The organism is Pseudomonas sp. BF-R-26 (assembly GCF_019947395.1).
Lineage (GTDB): Bacteria > Pseudomonadota > Gammaproteobacteria > Pseudomonadales > Pseudomonadaceae > Aquipseudomonas > Aquipseudomonas farris.
On sequence record NZ_JAGYGK010000006.1, the window covers coordinates 15,937 to 40,713 of the forward strand.

Consider the following 24,777-nt stretch of genomic DNA (forward strand, 5'->3'; position numbering starts at 1 on the left):
CGCCTTTACAGCGCCTCCGGCTTGTTGTGGAGTCCAGACTCGCATGCGGTGATAGCATCGTCAACGCTTAGTATTCCCTATGTATACAGAGAGAATACTGTTGAAATTCACATAGAATTATTAACTATTTTATAAAAAACAATAGGTTATAATTTCTCTATCAATTCTAGTGGTCGCTAATAGGAATGTTTGTTGTCGCGAATTGGACGCTTTTTTCGTCTCGAATTCAGGCAGCCGCTTGGCCAGGCAGTCTGAGGGCGCCATTCTGACGACCGTCTGCGACATACCGCTACCAAGCTGAAACGCCCGTGAATGACTGAGCGGTCTGTGGCGGTCGTCGCTATTGATTATGGGGCGGGAAATTTTCTAGAGATGCAGTTTGTTATCAGTGAGCACTACCTGTGTTGAATCTTCCGTCGGAGTTCGCGTCGACTCTTAAGCCCAGCCTGATCATCACTGCGTAGCCAATGGTCGCAAAGCAATGAGTTGCACGCGGCAATAAGGTGCGACCGCCTAAACGCCCTTCCCCTAATGAGATGGTCAGCCCGGCGAGAACCTCGGCGAGTCTAAACTTGCCGGGGCGCTCTCTTTACCGAAGGAGGGTCTCTCATGAATACCGTGACGCTTCTGGGTATCGACATCGGCAAGAACACTTTCCACCTGCATGGACAGGACGCCAGGGGCCATCGGGTGCTGCGTAAAAAGCTCAACCGCAACCAATTGTTCCCTTGTCTGGCGCAGCTTTCGACCTGCAAAATTGCCATGGAGTCCTGCGGCGGATCTCAGTGGCTTGCCCGGAAAATCAAGGAGCAAGGCCATCAAGTGCAGTTGATCGCACCGCAACATGTGAAGGCCTATGTTACCGGCAACAAAAACGACTTCATTGATGCCGAGGCCATTTGTGAAGCGGCCTCGCGCCCTAGAACCCGTTCGGTCCAAGTCAAAACCGTAGAACCGCAGGTGCTGTGCACTGAGCACCGACTGCGCAAGTCCTTGGTCAGTCGACGCACCGCCGTCATCAATCAAGTGCATGGATTTCTCCTGGAGTTCGGCGTCATCTTTCCCGCCGGATACGCCTCCCTTGATCGGGTCTCGGGCCTGATGCAAAGCCGTGAACTTCCCATCCGTTTGAAAAACGCCATTGAGCGCATGCTTGAAGATATTCGGCAGCTGATTGGCGAGATCAAAAAACTTGATGTCGAGATCAAGCAAAACCTCGTCCAAAGTGACGCCGGCCAACGCTTGCAAAGCATCCCCGGCATCGCCCCCCTCATCGCTAGCGCTCTGGTGGCCGATGTCGGCGACGCTTCGGTTTTCAAATCGTCCCGCGACTTCGCCGCATCGTTGGGGTTGGTGCCGCGACAGTATTCAACAGGTGGCGAAACTGTCCTCCTTGGCATCAGCAAACGGGGGCGATAAATACCTAAGAAGCCTGCTTGTACAGGGCGCTCACACCGTTTTGTACCGAGTCGATCACCGAACCGACGCCCTCGGTATCTGGGCCAAAAACTTGCTTGCCCGCAAGCCTCTGTACAAAGTGGCCTGTGCCTTGGCGAACAAAATGGCCAGAATCATCTGGGTGTTATTAACCAAGGGCGGCACCTACAACTCACAACTTTTGGCTTGATCCGTACGCTTCCCACCGGCTTTTGCGACGTTAGTAGCTGATGACGATAAACAGCAGACATCCTGGCTGAAAACCTGGGAGCGAAAGTAGCTTTTGAGGCTGAGCCCCTTATAAAGGACAGGCAGGAGCGACTACTCATCAAGGGCCGAGCACTATCCGTGCTCACGCTGAGCACGGATACATTAGCGCAAGCTCGATTTACCGCTCATCAGTGCTGGATGGCAGAAGATGGGCTGACCATACATTTCGTTCATAGCCCACTGCGCGCCAGGATCAAGTGGGTTGAGCTGTCCTCGCCACATTTTGTGTAAAGGTGCCAGGCTGACTTCTTGCGGCCCCATCGGAAATCTCTCTTCTGTTGATCATCCCGCTACAAGTCGCTTACCTGTTCAAGGACTTCGAAGTGACGCCCCGATGCTTGTCACGCGAGCGATCTCAATCCAGCTCCACATGCAGTGCGCGCCCGAGGTCAAGAACCGTCGTAATAACACTCTTCACTATTCACACCCGTGCTGAATGGACTAAATGAAATATGACATATCTCATTGCGACGACTTTCATACCTAATCACGACCAGCAAACACTTTTTGCTCCTTTTTTAACCCATTGAAACCTATACGTAATTTACCAGAATCCTTCGTTTCTTCTGTGTATTCACATCGTATACAGAATGAATACTTGTTGTTGACCAGTCGTTTTAGCCGTGCGAATCTGAGCTCATCAACCTACCGTCAATAGCGTTGGCACTATTTTGGAGGTCGCTGTGAGTAACGGCAAAAGTGCACTCTACGAAGACCTGAAGCGTCAGATTCTCACCATGGAACTCGACCCTGGCGAAGTCTTGGACGAAGTGACTCTCTGCGAGCGCTACGGACTTTCTCGCACACCTGTCCGCGAAATCTTTCGCCGCCTTGCAGGTGAGGGTTACGTAAACGTCCAAGAAAACCGTGGCGTTCGAGTGGTGCCCATGAACCATTCGATGCTTCGGAATTTTTTCCAGGTAGCGCCAATGATCTATGCCGCGATTGGTCGTTTGGCGGTTCAAAATTTTAAGCAGCGCCAGCTCGTCGATTTGAAAGAGACCCAGTACCGTTTTCGTCAGGCTATGGTCGCCAGGAATGCAAATGCCATGGTCGTCGAAAACAACCGCTTTCATGCTGTCATGGGTGAAATGGCGGGGAATCAATACCTTCAACCAAGCTTAGAAAGGCTATTGATTGATCATGCCCGCATTGGGCACACCGTCTTCCGGCCACACAATGAAGAGATGGAAAAGCATCTGCAATTGTCTGTTGATCAACATGACTTATTTATTGAAGCCATTGAGCGGCGTGATGAAGAAGCAGTAGTAGCTCTGGTTTATGCACATTGGGAACCCTCCAGAGAAAAAATGGAAATGTATATCGCCCCGGAGGGCATGAAAGCAGACGTGCTACTGGTAATCCCCGCCTAAAAATTTTCGGAAAATTGGTTGGTACGATCATTCGATACCAACCCGCGTAGTAAAGTTGGAAACGTTGAAGAAGTTGGAATAGTTCAAAGTACCGCACCGGCCTTTACTCCCTAAAGGCCTAATTATCGATTTGACCGTAGATCGGAGCACGCCATGAAAAAGATTTGGAAGGCAATCTGCGCTATCGCTGTGGCTGGCATGATGTGTTTGCCAGTTCACGCAGAAGAAAAGACCATCACGATGGGTACGCTGTCGTGGGAAGACTTGACGCCTATTACCGGCATCACGAAGAAGGTGCTTGAAGACTCCGGTTACACGGTGAAAGTTATCGAGTTTTCTGAGTGGGGGATTGCTTACGCTGCACTGAGCAAAGGCGACATTCAGATAATCGCCTCCCAAACTGACTATGCGTCGCACGACTATTGGAACAAGAACAAGAACCGCCTGGAAAAGCTGTCCCCGGTGTCTTTCGGGCTTTACCAAGGGTTTGCCGTTCCCAAGTACGTTGATATCGACTCGGTCGACCAGCTGAACGACAACGCGGACAAGCTGGGCGGCAAAATCATCGGCATCGAGCCTGGCTCGGGCTTGATGAGCGACGCGACCAACGCAGTTAAGGGCTACGGCTTGAAGCTCAAGCTCGTTGAAGGCAGTACCGCTGCCATGACCGCCGCGTTGAAATCGGCTGTTGATCGTAAAGAACCGGTGGTTGTAACGATTTGGGAGCCGTCGTGGATGGTTCAGAAGTTCGACATGAAGTTCCTGAAAGATCCAAAAGCTATTTTCCCTCCGCCTCAAGCGTACTACTGGATTGGCCATAAAGGTTTTGCTGCCGAATACCCGCATGCACGCGAAGTTATCGCAAGCGTGTACGTACCCCTGGCCGACATTACCGCTATCAACAGCGAGGTAAAGGATGGCAAGACCATGGATCAGGCCATTCAAGGCTGGACGGCAAAAAATACCGAGCTGTTAAAGCGTTGGGAAAATATCAAGAAGGATTGATTTCCAACTCATCCGCCAATAGAGGTCTCATGACCACCGTGGCATCAGTCTGATTTTTAGCGGGCGCCCTGCCCCATCAAAACAATTTGATTTTGTAGACGACAAAGATCTGCGCCCCACGGTTCCTGTTCAATCAGGAAGCGTGAACTGTCTTGGATGACTTTCTCTCTTTTTACTTCCACCGTTTGCTAACGGTAATGGGAGTAAGTCAGAGGGGCGCAACGGTCTTGTATACCTGCAGGTCATCAAGAGGTGAAAAATGGGCTTCAAAAGAATGATCCAGGCAATTGATACTCACGCCGGCACACCGATGCGTGTGATCACTGGGGGGGTTCCTCATATCCCAGGCAACAGCGTCTATGAAAAGATGAAATGGCTTGAGGCCAACGATGATCAACTGCGCAAATTGATGCTCAGAGAGCCTCGTGGTTACCCGGCTCATTGCTGCAACCTTCTTGTTCCACCAAATCATCCGGAAGCAGATGCCGGCTACATCATCATGGAGCAGATTGAATACCCGGTAATGTCTGGCGGCAACACCATCTCCGTAGTAACAGTGCTGCTCGAAATGGGAATACTGCCCATGAAAGAGCCTATCACTGAGCTTGTTCTTGAAGCCCCGGCTGGACTTATTCGCGTCACCGCAGAGTGCAAAGGTGGCAAGGTAAAGGGGGTTACCTTCAAAAACGTCCCAGCATTTGCGGTTCATCTGGATGCCGTGATCGACGTCCCACACCTGGGAAAGGTGACGGTAGATGTCGGTTGGGGTGGAATGTTTTACGTCATCGCCGATGTTCGCCAGTTCAAAGGCCTGGAGCTAATCCCAGAGCATGGCGCGGAGTTAGCACGAGTTTCTTCAATGATCCGCCAGGCGGCCATTGAACAATTGCCTGTCGCTCACCCCGACTATCCTGGTATCGGCATCACTGTGTCGCAGCTGTCAGGGCCAACCGATGACCCCAATGCAGATTGGAAGAATGTGGTGACGATGGCATCGGGCGAATTTTCCTGGGATGACCCTTCAACGTGGACGGGTGCGCATGATCGCTGCCCGTGCGGAACAGGGACTTGCGCCAAGATGGCCGTGCTTCATGCGAAAGGCGAGCTAGAGCTGAACCAAGATTTCCGCCATCAAGGAATCGTGGGGAACATCTACACCGGACGACTCGTAGGAACGACGACCATCGGCGATAAGCAGGCGGTAATTCCGACCATCACAGGGACAAGCTGGATCTATGGTATGAGCACCTACGTGTTGGATCACGATGATCCATTCACGGAGGGGTTCACCCTGGGAGACATCTGGGCGTAGCCCCTCCTCGCCCCGACTCGCAGCTGATCAGACCGAATCGTTCGTAGGTCTGAGAATAAGCCAACGTACATGAGCGCCATTTGTCTTCAACATGACAAGGGCGTTCATTGTCGAAGCTTGACGGCCAGCGATCCACTCCTAACCACCGCATAATTTACGTAACTGGAAGGGTTAAACGATGCAGATACTTTCGGCTGAGAGCATCAATTCTCTACTGGATTGGGATGGCGTTTTGGATGCGCTGCACAAAGCACATCTTGGCCCGCGCCCGGTCGGGGACAGCTTCTTTCTAGGGGATGCAGACTATGGTCTGCTAAGCCGTGGTGTGATTTTTCCCGGCGCTGGTGCGGGCCTCAAACTTGCCTCTATGTATCCCGCAAACACGTGTGCGAATCCACCATTACCCGTGGAGGATGCAGCATTTCTGGTCATTGATGAGAACACGAAAGCCATCGCCGCCATTTTGGACGGGCCAGAAATAAGCCGCTGGAAGACTCCTGCCGACTCAGCTCTGGCGGCTAAAAAGTTAAGCCGTGAGGACAGTCGCGTTCTACTGGTCTTGGGGGCAGGGCCAATTGCTAAAGCCCTCGTAGACGTTTACCTGCATATCCGCCCTTCAATCCGTAAGGTGCTACTGTGGAATCGCACCTCGGCGAAACTGGATAAAACCTACGCCGATTTGAAGGCAAGAAATATCGATGTACAAGTCGTTGTGGATCTCGATGCAGCCGTTAAATGGGCCGATATCATAACGTCCGCCACAAGCTCATCCACCCCTCTCATACGAGGAGAGTTTGTCCGTCCCGGTACTCATGTTGATCTAATCGGAGGGTACCGCCCTGACATGCAGGAGGCCGATAATAACGTTCTCGCTAAGGCGAGAATATTTGTAGATGATCGCTCAACTGCAGCCTGCTCTGGAGATATTCAGATACCGCTTTTGGCGGGCGTAATCCGCCAGGAACAGATTGAAGGGGATTTGTTCGACCTCTGTCAAAACAGTGCGTTTACCAGATCTGCCGATGAGATCACTGTGTACAAAAACGCAGGAGGAGCTCATTTCGATCTCGTGGTGAGTCAATATGCGATTAGCAAATCAAAGACCAGGTAACTGAGTCTTCAAGGCTTGGGCATCTGTGCCATCGGCATGATGTTGGAGGAGAATGCCTGCAGGGAAACTGGCGCGACCGTGCCCCATCTATGGCTAATCAGCCCGACATTAAGCCTGGTTGGCCGAGTAGAGTCACCGCTATTTCGGGCGAGTGGAAAAATGCAGATTAGAGGCGACAGGGCCGCCACAGCGTGTGGATTAGTGGCGATCATTTTGTGGAGTACCGCCGCCGGACTAATCAGAAGCATCAGCGAAATCTTCGGCCCATTAGGAGGCGCGGCAATGATCTATTCATTGGGCGCGATCATGCTTGTGGGCCTACTAGGACGACCGCGCCTTCGCTCTACATCAAAGCTTTATTTGGTACTGGGAAGCGCCCTTTTCGTAGCCTACGAGGTGTGTCTATCGCTGGCTTTGGGCTATGCCAGTAGTCGCACCCAAGCCATTGAGCTGGGTGTCGTGAACTATCTCTGGCCCTGCCTTACTGTCGTGCTCGCTACCATCATGAATGGACAACGGACACGCTGGTTTGTTGTACCGGGCACGGCGCTCGCTCTCTTCGGCATTTTGTGGGTCGTAAGTGGTGACGGGTTGTCATTGCCAAACATCATTGCGAATGTAGAGTCCAATCCTCTCAGCTACAGTCTCGCACTAGCATGTGCGATTACTTTCGCCCTGTATTGCAATGTCACTCGCCGATATGCGGGCGGGCAAAATCTTGTGGTTCTGTTCTTCGTCCTGACGTCGGGTGTGCTTTGGTTTAAGTACATTTTAAGCAGTGAGGTGATTCTCTCATTTACTCTGAGTAGCAGCATGGAGCTGCTTGTCGCAGGTACCGCAATGGCCGGAGGTTACGCTCTCTGGAACATTGGCATCTTGCGGGGAAATCTCACTTTGTTGGCTACCGCTTCATATTCCGCACCAGTGCTATCGTCTGCATTTGCTGCGGTATGGTTGGGTGCTCATTTGAATGCGCAGTTTTGGCAGGGAGCAGCGTTGGTTACCGCAGGATCGCTTGTCTGTTGGTATGCGACTCGACAGCGAGCTGATTCGGTCTGAGCTGGCTGTAAAAATCTCGCATTGGCGGACAGACGTCCTTATCCGCGATTGCTAGCGGGGTGCTGACAACACCGATGGATGGCGCAAATAGAATCACTCTATGTTGCAAGCTGTTACGACGCCCGTTCTCCTTTCAGGAGCAAACAAGATGTGTAGCGAAGAAACTAGAAAAAAAGCTGAGGATTATCCCTGGTTGACCCCTTCCATGACGGGAATAATGGAGTTCGAGGCAGTAGCGCGACTCAATAGCTTCACCAAGGCGGCTGAGGAACTCGAAATGAGTCAGTCCGCAGTAAGCCAACAGGTCAATTACCTAGAAGAATCGTTGGGTACCCCGTTGTTCCATCGCCTGAATAACACCATCAAACTCAGCAGTGAAGGGCACGAGTTGTATTCGGTGGTGACGGAGTCCATGCAGCGCATGGCGAAGGTCTTCGACAAAATTTCAGAGGACAACCCCCAACAAGAACTGTCCCTGGCCTGCACGACGGCGTTTTCACAATTACGAATCTTGCCTAGGTTGGTAGCATTGCGCCTGTTACAGCCCACCCTTCATCTGCGCTTGATTACTCACATACTTAATCCTGACGTGAGCCGACAGGATGTCGATATCGCCATTCGATTCGGCAATGGAAAATGGAACGACGGCACTGCAATCTTCCTGTTTGACGAAGAAGTTTTCCCCGTGTGTTCGCCATCCTGGTTGGGCACTCACGCGGCCCCCATGTGTGTCGACGACTTCCTGCATATTGATCTCATCGATTCGGACACCACATTCGAAGGCTGGATGACCTGGAACACCTGGTTCAAGGAACTGGGAGAGAGTCGCCCCAAAATGAGTTGCAGCCTGCGCTGCAGCAGCTACAACGATACGGTGCAGGCCGCGCTTAAGGGATACGGCATTGCCCTGGGCTGGAACCGATTACTCGGCCCCCTGCTGCTCAGTGGAAACCTGGTTCGAATTACCCCCTATGCCGTCAAACCCAAGGATGCTTATTACCTGATTGTCCAAAATGGAAGGGAAATAACGCCGTTAGTTCAAAGCCTGGTTGATTGGTTACGAGAATAATCCGTATCAGCGCACTGAAAAATACGATCAAAAACGCGGATTTAATATTGCATAACTTTTGGATATATCTGGGTGAAAATAAAGCGCATTGACGCAAATCCTGACCATTTCAATACTGGCCCTCACCGTCACTTTCTGATGATTTAGATCTACCCCGTGAGGCCACAATGACAACAGCCGGCGTTAAATCCCAACAAGAATTAGTAACCTCACGCACACCGGGCCATGGCATGCCGGGTGCGCTATTTGGTCGCCAGGATGTATTCGAAACCGACGTCGATATCTTTTTCACCAGACACTGGATCCTGGTTGGCGTCACCTGTGACGTACCCGAGCCTGACGGGGTTTCGACCATCGACATCGGAAAATCCTCGATCATCGTCGTACGCGATGACGACGAGCAGATACAAGCGTTTCGCAACGTATGCCGTCATCGCGGAGCGCGTCTGAAGCAGTCAGGCAAGTCGACAGTTGGCATGCTGGTTTGCCCTTATCACCAGTGGACTTATGATCTTGATGGCAGCCTGAAACATGCCGCTCACAGGGGAAAGGATTTCGACCCACAGTATAAAAGTCTGATTCCTGTTCATACAAAAGTTGCCGGCACGCATGTGTTCGTTTGCCTGGGCGATCAGCCTCCCGAAGATATTGCCTATCTAGAAGAAACAATGGCACCTCGACTAGCCCCCTACAACATCACCTATTCGAAGATTGCCCACGAAGCGGAAATCATTGAAGACGGTAATTGGAAATTGGTTATCGAGAATAATCGCGAGTGTTATCACTGTTCAGCGACACATCCGTAATTAACAGCCTCTTTCCTGCCGGAAGATGTCGGCTTCTGCGCCGAGGGTCTTGGTGAAGAATCCCTTCAGGCACTGGATGAATATGAAGAGCGCAATGCTGCTGCAAAACGATGGGTTTATCTGCGACGCAGTAGAGCACCTGGACGTCGACGCAGTGACCCAGTTTCGCACGAAGCGGCTGGTCATCGCCGGCAATGGCGAGTCTCAAACCCTCGATACGCGGGTGGCGTGTACGCGTCTGTTCGGTGACCTGACCCGTCGCGACCTCGGCGACATTCACCTGTGGACTCATAACTCCTGGACGCATGTGATGAGCGATCACGCCGTGATTTCGTACATCATCCCTCTCGCGCCTGACAAGACCTTGGTGCGTACCAAGTGGCTGGTGAATGCAGACGCCATTGAGGGCGTGGATTACAACATCGATAAGTTGACCGAAGTGTGGAAAGCGACCAATCAGCAGGACGCCAACCTTGTCACCATCACTCACAGCGGCACACAAGATCCCGGCTACTCGCCAGGGCCATTCTCGGCGTTCACCGAATCCTACGTTGATCTGTTCTCTCGCTGGTACGCCGCGCGGCTCGCCGCACATGGCGTGTGAGGAATGACCATGACCACTTATGAAAAGCCGTCGGTCACCGCCAGCGCCGAATCCGCGCAGAGCGTATTCACACATCCTGACACCTGGAACACCTACGGTGCCCAGTGGAACAGCGGCGAACAAAAGGCGCTGCAATACTGCGCAGTGCGCGACGAAACCCACGACGTAAAGACCTTTATCTTCCGTAGTGCGGATTTCAACGCAATCAGTTTTGAGCCCGGACAGTTCATTACTGTATCGCCGGTTATCGCGGGGCAAAGCGCGTCTCGCTGCTATACGGTTTCATCATCACCCACTCGCCCCTTTGCGCTGTCGATCACCGTCAAACGAGTGCCCGGCGGGACCGTGTCGAATTGGCTGCACGATAATTTGCATGAAGGCGATAAGCTGCTTGCGTCCGGCCCCGCGGGCAGCTTCACGCCGGTCGGCCGCCCAGCGACCAAGCTGCTTTACCTGTCGGCGGGTTCCGGAGTGACGCCGCTAATGTCCATGACTCGGGCGGGGTTCGATATGGCGGCCAGATTGGATATCGTCTTCGTGCACAGTGCACGAACGCCAATCGACATTATTTTCCATGACGAACTGAACCGGATACAAGCCTACATGCCTGGCCTGCGCGTGCTGAATATCTGCGAAGGACGCGGCGTCGACACGGATTGGTCCGGGCCGATCGGCCGTCTGGATTTGGCCTTGCTCAGCGAACGAGTACCCGACTTCAAGGAGCGAGAAGTGTTCACCTGTGGGCCGCAAGGCTACATGGATGCGGTCAAGTCTCTACTCAAACAGGGGAACTTTGATTTTCAGCATTATCACCAGGAAAGTTTCGATATCGCGGTGCTGGACGAAGAACCTCTTATCGAGCAGGCGTCCGTCCTCGATCAACAGGAGGGCTTTTTTACGGTCACGTTGTCCCACTCAGGTAGAACCTTCAGCATGCCAGGCAACCAGACAGTACTGACGGCTGCAAAAAAGGCCGGCGCGATCGTCCCCTCATCCTGCAGCCAAGGGCTGCGCTTGCTCTGTTGCAGTAAACCTACGTCAGACCTTGTGATCGATTTGTAAGCTAACCAACTGACATTTTCTCAGTCAGGTTCTGCTGCATGTACGCCAGAAACCGTCGTTGAAACAGCATCGTATGTTCGTGCGCCGCATTCTCGGCTTCATCGGGTTTGCGGTCCGCGATGGCATTGACGATCTCATCGTGATCCCGTCCCAATCGAGTTGAGGTGCTGGCCGCACTGATGATGTAATCGAAGTGCAGATGCAACAGGCGTTGGCCTTCACCCAACAGCTTTTCGTAGTAACTGATGAAATACGGGTTTTTCCCTGCTTCGGCGATCGCCATGTGAAAGGCCTTGTTGGTCTCGGACATGGCCTGAAAGTCTCCGGTGCTGACCGCATGCAAATAAGCTGCGTCGGCCGCACGTATACGCACCAGATCATCTTCGGTGCGCTGCAGGGCCGCAAGCCTTGTCACCGCGCGCTGAATCAGGTCCAGGGCGGAAATATAATTCGGGAACTCTTCGATTTCGAACGGCGTCACCAACAGCGTGCGGTTCGGCAGAATGGTGACCAAACCTTCGCTGATCAAACGGGCCAGCGCATCACGCACCGGAGAACGGGAAAGACCGAATTGGGCGGCTAAAGAGACCTCGTCCAGTGGCATGCCCGGCTTGAGCTTCAACGTCAGGATCTGCTTGCGCAACTCTTCGTAGATATAGCGCCCGCCATGGCGTTTCGCACCATTGGCCGGTTCAGTCGTTTCTTTGCTCATAGGTCATGTTCTCAGCGGTGCAGGCCAGTTATCCGACCAGCCTGCAACTTTAACACCGGCCTTGGGATAGTTAAAAACCTTCACCCCAGGTATCGCTCAGCATGAAGCCTGCGGCCAAGGGATCGTCCGGGTCGATCCCTATCTGATGCAACCCGTATATCCAGGCCCGCCCGGTGATTCTGGGCAGAACCGCCGGTTTGCCGCCCACCTCTGACAGCCCCAGCAGTTCGACCTGAAACTCACCCCCGATGGTCGAGCGCGAGGTGAGTTTGTCCCCCACCTCCACCAGGCCCCGTGCACTCAAGGTCGCCAGATTCGCCGAGCTGCCCGTCCCGCAGGGCGAGCGATCAACCCGCCCGGGAGGCAGCGTGGTGCAGGTCTGGTAGGTGCTCTTGTCCAGACGGTTGCGGAACATCACATAGGCCACTTCATTGAGTTCTTTGAACAATGGGTGACTGACCTTCACCTGCTCATTGATCAGCGCTTTCAGGCGAACACCCTGAGTCGCCAGTTCACGGGCGTTCTCGGGGGCGATGGTCAAACCGACCTGATCCACGTCCACCAGTGCGTAGTACACACCGCCGAACGCGATGTCAGCCTTGATGCAGCCGAATTCTGCCGTCTGGATCGGGGCGTCCAGCTGTTCGACAAAGGACGGCACCATATCCAGAGAGACACTCATGCAACGCCCGTCTTTGCACTGCGCACGAGCGGTCACCAGACCGGCAGGCGTATCCAGCACGACCGTGGTAACCGGCTCCTCCATCGGCAACATCCCAAGCTCCAGCAGCGCCGTCACCACACAGATGCAGTTGCTGCCGGACATGGGGTGAGCCTTGTCCGCCTGCAGCACGATGAACCCGGCCTGGGCCTCGGGCCGGGTCGGTGGCAACAGCAGGTTCACCGACATTTGCAGGCAGCCGCGCGGCTCGAGAATCACTAACCGTCTTAGACTGTCGTCGACTTCGTTGATGTAATTCATCTTGTCGAGCATGGTCTTGCCGGGAATATCAATGACCCCACCGGTGATGACCTTGCCGATCTCGCCCTCACAGTGCACATCGGCCATTTGCAGCGTTTTTTTCCAGCGCATAACGGGCTCCTTTACTTGATGTACCAGCCCCACGGCTGTTCGCTGTCATAGCGGGTGATCTGTTTGGTTTCCAGGTAGTTGTTCAGCCCCCACTCCCCCAGTTCACGGCCGATACCGCTTTGTTTGTACCCGCCCCAAGGGGCTTCGGTAAAGGTCGGTTGCGAGCAATTGATCCAGACGATACCCGCTCGCAGTCGCCGGGCGACGCGTTCGGCTCGCTCCAGATCTCGCGACATGACTGCAGCGGCAAGTCCGAAGCGCGAGTCGTTGGCGCTGCGCAGTGCTTCAGCTTCATCGTCGAAAGGACGAACGCACACCACCGGCCCGAAAATTTCTTCCTTCCAGATCCAGCTGTCCTCGGGAACGTCGGCAAAGATCGCCGGTGTCAGGAAATAACCCTTGTCGCAGTTCGCCGGGCGGGTGCCGCCGGTGAGCAGTGTTGCACCCTCCTCCCGACCACGGGCGACGGCTTCCAGAACCTTGTCGTACTGGCCGCGGCTTACCAGTGGGCCAAGCAGCACGCCTTCGCTCATCCCGTTGCCGATGCTCAGACTTTGGGTCTGCTCTACCAGGCGCTTGAGCAAAGGCTCATACAGCTCACGCTGGACCAGCACCCGGGACGTCGCCGAACACACCTCGCCCTGATTCCAGAAAATCCCGAACATGATCCATTCGACGGCCGCCTCGATATCGCTGTCATCGAAGATGATGAACGGTGACTTGCCACCCAGTTCCAGGCTGATGTTTTTGATATCTCGGGCGGCGGCTTGCATGATCCTGGTGCCTGTCGGAACGCTCCCAGTAAAAGCCAGCTTGTCGATACCCGGATGCTCGCTCAGCGGTGCGCCGGCCTCCGGCCCGAGGCCGGTCACGACATTGAGCACGCCTGCAGGCAAACCGGCCTGATGGGCGATATCCGCCAGTTCCAGGGCGGTCAACGGCGTCAGTTCCGATGGTTTGAGCACCATGCAGCAACCGGCAGCCAAAGCAGGGGCCACTTTCCAGGCGGCCATCAGCATCGGGAAATTCCAGGGAATGATGGCCCCGGCAACCCCCATTGGCTCCTTGCGCGCGATAGAAGTGAAGCGTTCATCCGCGAGCGAAATGTTCTGTTCACGATGCCCATCGAGATCGTCGGCCAGGTCGGCGTAAAAATCGAAGCAGCCCGCCGTATCACCAATGTCCCAAAGGGCTTCGGGCAACGGTTTGCCGTTGTCTCGAACCTCCAACTCGGCAAGCTTGTCCTGGCGTTCGCGAATACCACTGGCGATTGCCCGCAGAACCGTCGCACGCTCAGCTCCGGTCATTTGCGGCCACGGACCTTCATCGAAGGCACGGCGCGCGGCGTTTACCGCCAGGTCGACATCTTCTGCCGTTGCCGCCCCGACCTGAGTAATAACCGACTCATTGCTGGGGTCGATGGTGTCAAAGGTGCCGCCTTGCTTCGGGCGAACCCACTGGCCGTCGATATAGAGCTGATCATAGGATTTCATGCGTGGTCTCCAAAAAGGGCAAAGCGCCTGGCGCTAAAAGGACTCAAGTCTTGGGCGGGTGTGCGACCGGCGACCATGTCGGCAATCAGTCGCCCGGTCGTGGCGCCCAATGTCAGGCCGAGCTGGCCGTGGCCAAACGCCAGGAATACGTTCGATAGACGGCTGCTGCGGTCAATGATGGGCTTGGTGTCGGGAAGAAACGGGCGATAGCCGACGCCGTACTCGATGTTTTCCAGCTGCAACTGGGGTAATATTTTTCGGGCTTTCTCAAGAATGATGTCGGCACGTTTGAAGTTGGGTTCGGCGTTGGGGCTGGCGAACTCGATGGTTCCACCGATCTGCAGGCCGCGGGTCATGGGGCTGAAGCAGAACCCGCCATCGGCATAGATCACCGAATGGCGAACCTCCACCCCCGGTGTCGGTAACAGCACCTGGTAGCCGGCGATGCCAGCCAAAGGAACCTGAGCACCGATCTGTTCGAAGAACTGTCGCGAACCGGTTCCCGCGGCAATCACCACATGGTCGGCCGCGTAACGTTCGCCGTTGGTGAGGGTGACGCCGCTGGCACGGTCAGCCACCTCATCGATGCGTTTGACCTGTGCACGAACACGAACACCGCCCTGATCGATAAAGCTTTGCGTGAGTGCCGCGATAAATCCTTCGGTATCGCTGACCGCGCGCCAATCCGGAAACAACAGGCCATGGCTGAATTTACCCGCTAGGGAAGGTTCGAGATCCGAGATAGCGGCGCGGTCCAGCACTTCGGACTTGAAGCCCAGGGCTTTGCGCAGCTCCAGATGTGGCCGTTCGTGATCCAGCCCCGAGGGCGAATCGAACACCTCGATGATCGGCCTCTGCCCCATCAGGTTCTTATCCGGGCATGCGTCCAGCAATGGTGCATAGTCCTCATAGACATGGTGCGTGAGCGTTGCCATGTCCTCGGAAATCTCGACGATTTTCGAGTGCCGGGCGCAGGCCAGAAACCGCAGGAACCACGGCAGGATGCCGGGCAGTGCGCCCGGTCTTAACGCCAGCGGGCCTTTCTGGTCGAGTAGCCAACCGGGGATTTTCTTCAGGATCCCGGGCTTGGACAGCGGAATGACCTCGCTGACCGCCATCTGCCCGCAACTCCATTTGGCAGTGCTGTCCCCCGCCGCTGCCGGGTCGATCAGGGTGACCGCATAACCTTCCCGTTGCAGATACAGCGCACAGCAGACGCCAACGATGCCGCCGCCGACCACGACGGCCTTTTCGCGCAGGATGGGTTCTTGTGCAGGTGCCTGCAGAGGTGTCATAGAAAAGTCTCTTGAACAGAGGTTGGAGCGGCAAAATCTTCCAGGCTGAAGCCGTCCCACCAGGGTTGGGTATCGTCGACAATAAACTCGGCGCGCCCGGTGATCCACGCCCGCCCTTCAATACTGGGGCGAATCGCAGAGCGACCATCTTCCAATTCAAGCTGCTGCGCCACACGACCGACGAAAAAACTGCCAATCAGGCTTTCATGGCGATAAGCAGCGTCTTCGGCCAGCCAGCCACGGGCAAATCGCTGCGCGACCCGGGCCGAGCTGCCAGTGCCGCAGGGGGAACGATCGATGAGGCTGGCCCCAGCAATGACCACCGCCCGTCCCTGGGACTCGGCCGACAGCGGCGCGCCTGTCCACATGCAGTGTTTGACGCCCTTGATCGCCGGGTTTTCCGGATGGATCACGTCGATGGATTGGTTGACCAGATCCTGCATTTGCCGTCCCCAGTCCAGCAGCTGCTGCGGGCTGAAATGTTCACAACCCGGGTAATTGGGCTGCATCTCGACAATCGGATAAAAGTTGCCGCCATAGGCAATGTCGACCTTTAACGGACCCAATGGCGGGAAGTCGATAGTCAGATCCCGGTGCAGTAAAAAGGACGGCACATTGGTGAAACACACCGAACTGACTTTATCGCCGCTGCGGGTGTAGGTGGCGTGAATCTGGCCCGCTGGAACATCCACCACCACCGTACCCGGAACCTTCGGTTCAATCAGACCGGCCTCGAGCGCGAAGGTAATGGAACCCAAGGTGGCATGTCCGCACATCGGCAGGCAGCCGGAAGTCTCGATGAACAACAGACTGAAGTCACTGTCGGCCCGCATCGGCGGATAGAAAATCGTTCCCGACATGTGTGAATGGCCGCGTGGCTCAAGCATCAAGGCGCGGCGCACCCAGTCGAACTCGGCCATGAAATGTTCACGTCGCTCGCTCATGGTCGCGCCTTTAAGCTCCGGCGCTCCAGCGACGACCATACGCACCGGCATGCCTTCGGTATGGCCTTCGATGCAGTTGAAAACGTGTCGGGTCATGTCATATCACTCCGTAGAGCCGCACCGGCCGGCGTGGTGACCGATGCGGCAGGCACCCTTAACCTTGAGCCAGTTCGAAGGCCTTGCGGAAGCTGGCCTTTTCCTCGGTGGTCAGCGGTTGCAATGGCATCCGCGCGATGCCGGCTTCGAAGCCGGCCAACTCACAGCCATACTTGACCTTCTGAATGAACTTGCCGGATTCCATATCCGCCAATACCGGGAACAGCGAGCGGACGATGGCCTGGGCACCCGCCAGGTCGCCGCTGGTGTACTTGGTGTAAAAGTCGCAGACCTGCTGGGTCAGGCAGTTGGCCGGACCGCAGATCCAGCTGGTCGCGCCCCACAGGAAGAAGTCCAGGGCCTGGTCATCGGAACCGCAGGACAACTGGTAGTTATCCTTGTAGGTGCCGCCGATTTCGATGGCGCGCAGCAGGTTGCCGCTGCTTTCCTTGATGCCAATCACGCGCTCGTTGTCCTTGAACGCTTCCAGCACGCCGAAGCCGACTTCAACGTTGGTGCGTACCGGGTAGTTGTACAACACCACATTGATATCCGGTGCCGCATCGAGAATCGCCTGGTAGTGACCGATCAGCTCTTCCTGCGATGGCAGTGCGTAATAAGGCGGAGCGATCAGCAGATTGGTGTAACCCGCGTCACGGGTCTGCTTCACCTGTTCGATGACTTCACGGGTGCAAGAGCCATTGGCACCGGCAATCAGCAAGCCACGGTCACCGACCACTTCACGCACGTTCGCCAATACCTGACGGCGCTCTTCGTTGGTCAGTGCGTAGTACTCGCCGGTAGAGCCCAGAGGGACGAAGCCTTTGACGCCGGCCTTGAGCTGAAACTCGATGATGTTGCTGAGCATGTCGTAATCGACGTTACCGGTCTTGTCGAAAGGCGTGACCAGAGCAGGCAGGATGCCTTTGAGTTGAGTCATTGAAGACACTCCACTTAAGTTGGATGACAGGGTTGGGTTAGTACGCATAACGTCGCAGCATCCGTGCCTCGATCACGCCGACCAGACGGGTCAACGGGAATGCCACGAGGAAATAGATGACGGCCACCGCCGAGAGAAACTCGACCGGGCGAGCCGTGCTGTTGGAGATGTTCTGGCCAACGAACATCAGGTCGGCGATGCCCACCGAGGAAATCAGCGCGCTCTCCTTGAACAGCGAAACCACATTGGAGAGCAGCGGCGGAATGCCCCGGAGCAAGGCCTGGGGAAACACCACAAAGATCGTTTTATTCCAGGACGCCAGACCTAATGCGACGCACGCATCGTGCTGTTCGCCGGGGATGGATTTCAGCGCGCCGCGGAAGGTCTCGCTGGTGATGGCGGTCATGTACAGGGTCAGCGCCAGCAGCACCGAAACGTAGGGCGGTACATCGATGCCGAACACCACCGGGAAGCAGAAGAACACCCAGAACAGTTGAATCAGCAGCGGCGTACCGCGAAACAGCTCCACATAGAGACCGGCCGGCACGCTTAACCAACGACTGCGGGACGCTCGCAACAGACTCAACAGAAAACCGCACAAACTGCCCAGAATGGCGCAGCCCACGGTGAACGCCAGCGTCAGTGCCAGCCCCTGCAGCAAGGCTTGCCAGTAGGAGAACACCACGGTGAAATCAAGATTCATGACAGTCTCCTCAGCGCGCGAGCGCAGCGTCCTGGCGACGTTCCAGCCACTGCACGAACTGAGCAATCGGCAGCGACAGGGCGAAGTAGATGAGCGCGATCAGCGAGTAGGTTTCCAGCGGGCGGTAGGCTTCGGTCGCGATGCTTTTGCCGACATACATGAGGTCCGCCACGGCGACGATCGCCACCAGCGCACTCTGCTGAAGGATCGAGATGCCGTTGGTCATCAACACAGGGATAGCACTGCGTAGCGCTTGCGGAAGAATTACGTAGAGCGTTTGCTGCCATGGGCGCAAGCCCAATGCAATGCAGGCATCCAGGTGTTCACGCGGTACTGCCTGCACGCCCGCCCGATAGGCTTCGGCGTTGAATGCCGTGAGGTTCAGCCCCAGGGCGAGCACGCCCATGGTGATCGGGTCGATGAACACGTCGAAGAGCATCGGCACGCAGTAGAAGAACCAGACGATTTGCAGCAGCACCGGCGTGCAACGAAAGAACTCGATGAACAGCTGTGCCGGCCAACGCAGGAAAAACCAGCGACTCAAGGTCAGCAGACATAGGCCAAACCCCAGCACCAGCCCGACAATGTTCGACACCAGCGCCAGCTGCAGAGTGACTTTCAGGCCATCCCACAACAGACCGAAATTGCCGCTGAGGAAGTTGAAATCGAATTGATAATTCATGATCGCCTCCTCAGTCCAGGTGCAGCACTTTTTCCAGAAACTCGCGGGTGCGGGCTTCCTTGGGTTGAGTGAACAACTGATCGGGATGGCCTTGCTCGACCACTTTGCCGTTGGCGCAAAACACCACGCGGGTCGCGATATGGCGGGCGAAATGCATGTCATGGGTGACGATGATCATCGCCATCTTCTGTTCGGCCAGCTGCAGCATCACGTTCTGCACCTCGATGACCATCTCGGGGTCGAGTGCAGATGTGACCTCATCGAACAGCATCAGCTTGGGCTCGAGCATCAGCGCGCGGGCAATCGCCACACGCTGTTTCTGGCCTCCCGATAACTGACTGGGGTAGACGTTGAGTTTGCTTTCCAGGCCCAGGCGAGCCAGTAATGTCTGAGCCTTCTCGGTTGCCTGAGTCTTGGTCAAACCATGGACTTTCATCGGTGCCAAGATCAGGTTGCCCAGCACCGACAGGTGCGGAAACAGCGTGTAATGCTGAAACACCATGCCCACCTGGGTTTGCAGCGAGCAGTCCATCGGCTTGCCTTTGCCCCGGGCGTTGCCATCGATATAAGGGTTGCCCTGAAAACGGATGGTCCCGCCCTGAATGCTCTCGAGCCCCATCATCACCCGCAGCAAAGAGCTTTTACCGCTACCGCTGGGACCGATGATCACCAGGCGGTCATCGGCCCGCATATCCAGGTCCAGATGGTCCATCACCACCAGATTTTCACCGTAGGACTTATAGACGTCGCGCAGCTGAATGAACTCAGTGCTCTTCGTTTCACAGGCGTGCAGGGGCCGTGGCGGCACCGCCGCTAGATTGGAAGTATTCATCGAACATTCTCCGTCGAGCGCGCAGCTCGCTGCGCGCTCGACATCGGCGGGGTTTACTGAAGGGTTTTGTCGGCGTTGGCCAGTTGCGAAGCCTTGTCGACCAGTGCATCGATTTCACCGGTCTCACGACGCTGGGTGAGATAGATGTTCAAGGTCTGCAAGTCCGCGGCACTGACGTCTCGACGGACACCGAACGCGACACCCTGTTTGGCCAGCGCAGGTTTGGGCAGGACTTCCTTCGTCCAGCCCGAGTTGGCCACGGCAAACAAGTGATTGGTGTCGCTGGCATCGACCAGTACATCGGCGCGCTTGGACATGACCGCCAGACGCACTTCATCCATCCCCGGCAGGCGCATGATCTTGCCTTGCTTGACGACCGACGAAATCGCCTTGTCCTGGGCGGTACCTGACATCACCGCGAAGGTCACGTCCGGTTTGTCGAAGTCCGCGACGGCGTTGCCGGCACTCGCCAGTTTCGGGTTGTCCTTGTTGATCAGCAATGAGACTTGATAGTCGGTCGCGGCGACCGAAAAACTGACTGCCAGTGCGCGTTCAGGTGTCTGATTCAGCGCCATGGCCATGTCCCACTTGCCACCTTGCAAACCTGCCACAAGGTTGTCCCAGTTGGTGTCGACGAACTCGACCTTGACCTTCAACACTCTCTCGCCGAAGTCGCGGCACAGGTCCACGAAGTAGCCGCTGTATTCACCCGAACGGGCATCGCGCATGACATAAGGCGCCGCCACGGCAGCCCCACAGCGTAGAACCCCAGCTTTCTGAATGTCTTTCCAGAGTGAAACATCAGCCGCCTGGGCTGGGACCTGAGTGAGCAACGCGCCGATAGCGGATGCACAAACGAGCATGTTGCGGATGGAGCGTGGAAGGAACCGAGCCATTTTGACCTCTCCGATGATTTCGTTCTTGTAGGCAGGAAGGTACAAACTCAACATCACTGTGCGCCGTCATGTGTGCAGCGCTGTATGCAAGATAGATTTGAATGAATCGAACTGTCAACACGCGTCGAAAAAATTCATGAGGAAAATGACCGAGCGGTCGGACGACCGCTTTGGGGAGGGGGAAAACTAAAGAGTTCGCTGAATGGCTTCGAGGAAGTGGTCGAGAATCAGGCTTGGTCGACGGCTTTTCGAGGTGACCACGGCCAGTGGCGCATCGAAATACAGGCGCTGTGGCGCAAGGGGTTTCATCAACCCCTTCTCGACCCAGCCGGCGGCGAAGTGGTCGGGAAGAAAGCCGATGTAGCTGCCCGTGAGGATCAGGAATGCGATGCCTTCGCGGTCCGTGGCGGTCGCCGAACATTCCAGCAGGTGATGAAGACCGATCGCCTCAGCGGTCATTCGGTAGCTCGGGACAACCGCATCGACATGCCGCAGATTGTCGTTGCTCACCTCCTCTGCCTGACCGAACAACGGGTGCTCCCAGCTGCAATAAAGATTCGAGCGCTCCTCGTAGAGCAAGCTGTACTCCAGCCCCGAGAGTGGCGTAATCAACGGGATTGCCCCGACATGCAGGCGCCCGTCCAACAGGCCTCGCTCAATCTCCCCGGGGGTGCTCATGCTCAGGTTGATCGTGACGCCATCCCCTTGGCCACGCAGTGATTTCAGGGCGCGCGTGATGCGCATTTTCGGCTGTGTCACCAGGTTGTTCATGACGCCGATGTTCAGATCGCCGCGCAGTTGGCTGTGCAACTGATTGACCTCGCTGCGAAATCCCTCGATCGCTACCAGCACCGCTTCACTGGAACGCAGAACCTCCCGGCCCTCATCGGTCAGCGCGAACCCGGCGCGCCCTCGCTGGCATAGCCGCATGCCTAAACGCTTTTCCAGGTCGCTCATGTGCAAACTGATCGCCGAGCGACTGATGCCGAGTGTGCTTTCAGCGGCGGAAAAACTGCCACATTGCACCACCGTTTTAAACAATCGAAGCAAGCGCAAATCGAAATCGCTGACCTGGGTCAGGGGGTTTTTCTTGCTCATGGGTGAGTTTTTCCGAAAGTTAACGTAAGAACTTAAAGATTTAACTCACCAATTAGATTGGCTACAAGCTCCACAACGGAAATATTCTCAGGAGCCTGGCCGTGAACAAACCTGCCAACGCCCACAAAGCGACCTTGGCGCGATGTTCGTGTGGCAACTGACCCGAGCACTCGCAATAGAGACGGTTCGAGCGGATTGGGGCAGATGTTCGATCCAGTTTAAGGCTGTAGATGTGAGCAGAATGATGTCCGTAGGCGATTTTGATCTCCTCTTAGCGAAGCCCAATAAAGTACGCAATCGAGTAGGAGGTGGATTTACATCCGCCGTCCTCTCACACCACCGTACGTACGGTTCCGTACGGCAGTGAACCACCGCATCGTCGGCGTAGCGTGCAAATGGACAACCTGGAAAAGTCCGTTGTATCCAGGCATCGAACGCATAGTGCATGAACAGATTCATCAATAAGGGACTGACAATCCCACCTTGGGGTGTACCGCTTTCACGTGATACCTGAACGCCGTCAGCAGTCTCAAACGGCGCTTTAAGCCACCGTTCGATATACAACAGAATCCAGACATCCTTCACATGATGCCTCACAGCTTTGAGCAGCAGCTCATGATCGATATGATCAAAAGCCCCCTTGATATCAAACTCCACCACCCAATTCATATTCCAGCAGCGCCTGCGAGTGATCTCGACCGCCTGTTTGGCTGATTTTCCCGGCCGGTATCCATAGGAATCCGAATGAAAAAGACGGTCCAGACGCGGCTCTATAAGCAGCTTGACGGCGGTCTGAGCCACCCGATCGGCTACTGTCGGAATACCCAGCTTGCGTTTGCCTCCTGATTGCTTCGGAATTTCCACCTGCCGAACCGGTGGCGGAAAATAGGAACCCGACGACATGCGGTTCCAAACCTTGTACAGGTTCCGTTGCAGCTTCTGCTCGAACTGGGCAATAGACTGTTCATCTATCCCAGCGGCTCCTCGATTGGCTTTCACTCGCTGGAAGGCCTCCCAAACTATCAGTTTGGAAATGCTGTACGACTTTGCTGCGCTCATACCGCTCTTCCCCGCCGAAGCCGGTTGACGACATAAGCGAGCTGGGCAACGCCATCCCTTCGCTCCATTCTCATTACAAGAACTTCATCACTACTACGAATGGCTCCGCCCCTCGGCCTTTGCATCGGTATTCTTTCTTGCGGTGATAGCCGCTTGTCATTTCCCTTGGCATCAAAGGCGAGGTTCTCACGTTCCATATCAAAGCCTGTATTGAGCTCATGCCGCCTATACACCGGCTGCCATCTGGACGGTAAGCAGGTGTCCTCCAGACTTGCTCCCAAGGCTACTTGCCAGCCTCGGTTCTGACAGCGCTTGAGCCCTTAACGATGCGTCTTCGGACGGTTTGCTTTCGCTCATCTGCTCAATACGTACCTGACGCCTTTATTGACGCCTTTTCCACGGTCGCTCACCACCACGCCTTTTGAACGCAGCAGCACCGGGCGGTTTGAAGCCAGCTCCTGCAAGCGGACTTCGGGAGGCCTACTCCCATCTTCGATACAGCATCGCTGGCTTACGCCCGCGTTCGTGACACACGCAAGTATTGGGCTTTGGCAATTTTGGCTACCTTACCCCGCTGCACCGCCTAATCCGCTTCCTGTTCGTCAGGCCAGCATTTTGCCTCGGGCTTCCTTCAGATTCGCAGTCGCCCGCGACACCCTTGCCTCTGGCTAACACTTCCCCTTGCCGGGTGTGTAGAGGACTTTCACCTCCAAGTCACCAGCGTGGCCACCACAGCCAAACTGGTTGCGCTTTCGCGCAACGCGCCATGCCTGGCGCACCAAAAAAAACGCCGCTCAAATGAGCGGCGTTTTTTCGTATTCGTATATTCAAAAATGGAATAAAAAGAACTAAAAATCAGCAAATAGATATAGGACAACGAAGCCCAAAAACAATATTCTATTTGAAAGAAAATAATTTCGCAATCCGAAAAAACAAAAAAGGCGAAAAAAATGATAAAGACACTTGAACAAAACACTGCTAGTACCGAATCCACCTCGAACATTGATGACAAAAAGGCACGCAGCACTGTTCAGTCCCTTGCAAAGGGGTTCCGGGTGCTGGAAGCCTTCACTTCTGAAAATGACGAACAGACCTTAAGCCAGATAGCCATGGCTGCAGATCTCGACCCAGGTACCACCTTCCGTATGCTCAATACGTTGGTCGATCTGGGATATGTATCAAGAATCCCGGAAAGTCGTCGCTTCGCACTGACACTCAAGGTGCTCGACCTTGGTTTCCACGCCATCGCTCGCACGGACCTACGTAGCATCGTGCGGCCAATTCTTCGCGGCTTGGTCAGTGAAACCAACGAAGCTGCGAGCTTTGCCGTATTACAAGGTGCAGATGTGCTGTATCTAGAACGGGTGCGGGCGGGTATCACTCGACTAGGCGTGGATATCCGTATCGGTACCACAGTACCCGCAACTCAGACCGCTATCGGGCAGTCAATACTGGCCTTCTTGCCGGAACAACAGGTACAGAAAGTCCAGATGCTGACGCCCACAACACCGTTCATTATTAAACCCCACGCCACTGAGCCTGCCCTACAGGACTTGCTTGTGCAGATTCGTGAGGACGGTTTCGTTCTAACCGAATCCCTTTTCACCGATGGCTTAAGAATTCTTGCGGTACCCGTACTGGATATTGACGGGTATCCGGTGGGTGCAATCAGCATCGCGGCACCTTCGGTCAGATGTACTGCGGAGGAACTACGATGCCGCGCATTGAACTCCACACTGGAAGCAGCCAAGGATATCGGAAAGGCGCTCGAAGCCAACGGAAGTATCGGCTCGCACTTCTAGATGATTATCACGAGATAAAACAGG

Annotated in this window: 19 protein-coding genes and 3 pseudogenes; 10 read left to right on the forward strand and 12 right to left on the reverse strand. The window is 55.2% G+C overall.

Going from position 1 to position 24,777, the window contains the following annotated elements:
* The first annotated feature begins 609 nt into the window (after nucleotides 1–609).
* From KGB18_RS09730 to KGB18_RS09770, 9 genes and pseudogenes are all read left to right on the forward strand, one after another.
* Nucleotides 610–1,627: pseudogene (locus tag KGB18_RS09730) on the forward strand (IS110 family transposase).
* Between the two features lie 763 nt (nucleotides 1,628–2,390).
* Nucleotides 2,391–3,080: a GntR family transcriptional regulator gene (locus tag KGB18_RS09735; protein ID WP_223569731.1), complete on the forward strand. Its 690-nt coding sequence runs from the start codon at nucleotides 2,391–2,393 to the stop codon at nucleotides 3,078–3,080.
* Nucleotides 3,081–3,233: 153 nt separating this feature from the next.
* A complete protein-coding gene (locus KGB18_RS09740; protein ID WP_223569732.1) occupies nucleotides 3,234–4,085 on the forward strand; it encodes a glycine betaine ABC transporter substrate-binding protein in 852 nt (283 codons plus the stop codon).
* Between the two features lie 259 nt (nucleotides 4,086–4,344).
* Nucleotides 4,345–5,397 (forward strand): proline racemase family protein, encoded by a 1,053-nt coding sequence (locus KGB18_RS09745; protein WP_223569733.1) that lies wholly within the window; start codon nucleotides 4,345–4,347, stop codon nucleotides 5,395–5,397.
* A gap of 178 nt (nucleotides 5,398–5,575) precedes the next feature.
* Entirely contained in the window at nucleotides 5,576–6,508 is a 933-nt protein-coding gene (locus tag KGB18_RS09750) for an ornithine cyclodeaminase family protein (protein ID WP_223569734.1), read from the forward strand.
* 159 nt (nucleotides 6,509–6,667) lie between these two features.
* Nucleotides 6,668–7,567: an aromatic amino acid DMT transporter YddG gene (gene yddG, locus KGB18_RS09755; RefSeq protein ID WP_223569735.1), complete on the forward strand. Its 900-nt coding sequence runs from the start codon at nucleotides 6,668–6,670 to the stop codon at nucleotides 7,565–7,567.
* A 148-nt stretch (nucleotides 7,568–7,715) separates the two neighbouring features.
* Nucleotides 7,716–8,636 (forward strand): LysR substrate-binding domain-containing protein, encoded by a 921-nt coding sequence (locus KGB18_RS09760; RefSeq protein WP_223569906.1) that lies wholly within the window; start codon nucleotides 7,716–7,718, stop codon nucleotides 8,634–8,636.
* Nucleotides 8,637–8,803: 167 nt separating this feature from the next.
* Nucleotides 8,804–10,046 (forward strand): annotated as a pseudogene (locus tag KGB18_RS09765) (aromatic ring-hydroxylating oxygenase subunit alpha).
* 9 nt (nucleotides 10,047–10,055) lie between these two features.
* On the forward strand, nucleotides 10,056–11,108 hold the full coding sequence (locus KGB18_RS09770; protein ID WP_223569736.1) for a hybrid-cluster NAD(P)-dependent oxidoreductase: 1,053 nt from the start codon (nucleotides 10,056–10,058) through the stop codon (nucleotides 11,106–11,108).
* A 1-nt stretch (nucleotide 11,109) separates the two neighbouring features.
* Here KGB18_RS09770 and KGB18_RS09775 read toward each other — a convergent pair whose 3' ends face one another.
* From KGB18_RS09775 to ltrA, 12 genes and pseudogenes are all read right to left on the reverse strand, one after another.
* Entirely contained in the window at nucleotides 11,110–11,820 is a 711-nt protein-coding gene (locus KGB18_RS09775) for a GntR family transcriptional regulator (protein ID WP_223541904.1), read from the reverse strand.
* Nucleotides 11,821–11,890: 70 nt separating this feature from the next.
* On the reverse strand, nucleotides 11,891–12,913 hold the full coding sequence (locus KGB18_RS09780) for a proline racemase family protein (protein WP_223569737.1): 1,023 nt from the start codon (nucleotides 12,911–12,913) through the stop codon (nucleotides 11,891–11,893).
* Nucleotides 12,914–12,924: 11 nt separating this feature from the next.
* A complete protein-coding gene (locus KGB18_RS09785; protein WP_223569738.1) occupies nucleotides 12,925–14,406 on the reverse strand; it encodes an aldehyde dehydrogenase family protein in 1,482 nt (493 codons plus the stop codon).
* Nucleotides 14,403–15,701, reverse strand: coding sequence for an NAD(P)/FAD-dependent oxidoreductase (locus tag KGB18_RS09790; protein WP_223569739.1), 1,299 nt, complete (start codon nucleotides 15,699–15,701; stop codon nucleotides 14,403–14,405). Before KGB18_RS09790 ends, KGB18_RS09785 begins: the two co-directional genes overlap by 4 nt.
* Complete coding sequence (locus KGB18_RS09795; protein ID WP_223569740.1) at nucleotides 15,698–16,741, reverse strand: 4-hydroxyproline epimerase; 1,044 nt, start codon at nucleotides 16,739–16,741, stop codon at nucleotides 15,698–15,700. Before KGB18_RS09795 ends, KGB18_RS09790 begins: the two co-directional genes overlap by 4 nt.
* Nucleotides 16,742–16,799: 58 nt before the next feature.
* On the reverse strand, nucleotides 16,800–17,681 hold the full coding sequence (locus tag KGB18_RS09800) for a dihydrodipicolinate synthase family protein (RefSeq protein WP_223569741.1): 882 nt from the start codon (nucleotides 17,679–17,681) through the stop codon (nucleotides 16,800–16,802).
* A gap of 37 nt (nucleotides 17,682–17,718) precedes the next feature.
* Nucleotides 17,719–18,384, reverse strand: coding sequence for an amino acid ABC transporter permease (locus tag KGB18_RS09805; protein WP_223569742.1), 666 nt, complete (start codon nucleotides 18,382–18,384; stop codon nucleotides 17,719–17,721).
* A gap of 10 nt (nucleotides 18,385–18,394) precedes the next feature.
* Nucleotides 18,395–19,066 (reverse strand): amino acid ABC transporter permease, encoded by a 672-nt coding sequence (locus KGB18_RS09810; RefSeq protein ID WP_223569743.1) that lies wholly within the window; start codon nucleotides 19,064–19,066, stop codon nucleotides 18,395–18,397.
* Between the two features lie 10 nt (nucleotides 19,067–19,076).
* Entirely contained in the window at nucleotides 19,077–19,898 is an 822-nt protein-coding gene (locus tag KGB18_RS09815; RefSeq protein WP_317850970.1) for an amino acid ABC transporter ATP-binding protein, read from the reverse strand.
* Between the two features lie 53 nt (nucleotides 19,899–19,951).
* Nucleotides 19,952–20,794, reverse strand: a complete 843-nt coding sequence (locus KGB18_RS09820) for a transporter substrate-binding domain-containing protein (protein WP_223569744.1) — start codon at nucleotides 20,792–20,794, stop codon at nucleotides 19,952–19,954.
* A 186-nt stretch (nucleotides 20,795–20,980) separates the two neighbouring features.
* Entirely contained in the window at nucleotides 20,981–21,892 is a 912-nt protein-coding gene (locus KGB18_RS09825) for a LysR family transcriptional regulator (protein WP_223569745.1), read from the reverse strand.
* 351 nt (nucleotides 21,893–22,243) lie between these two features.
* A pseudogene (gene ltrA / locus KGB18_RS09830) lies at nucleotides 22,244–22,951 on the reverse strand (group II intron reverse transcriptase/maturase); the annotation flags it as partial.
* A gap of 950 nt (nucleotides 22,952–23,901) precedes the next feature.
* Here ltrA and KGB18_RS09835 point away from each other — a divergent pair.
* Nucleotides 23,902–24,753, forward strand: a complete 852-nt coding sequence (locus tag KGB18_RS09835; RefSeq protein WP_223569746.1) for an IclR family transcriptional regulator — start codon at nucleotides 23,902–23,904, stop codon at nucleotides 24,751–24,753.
* Nucleotides 24,754–24,777 lie beyond the last annotated feature (24 nt).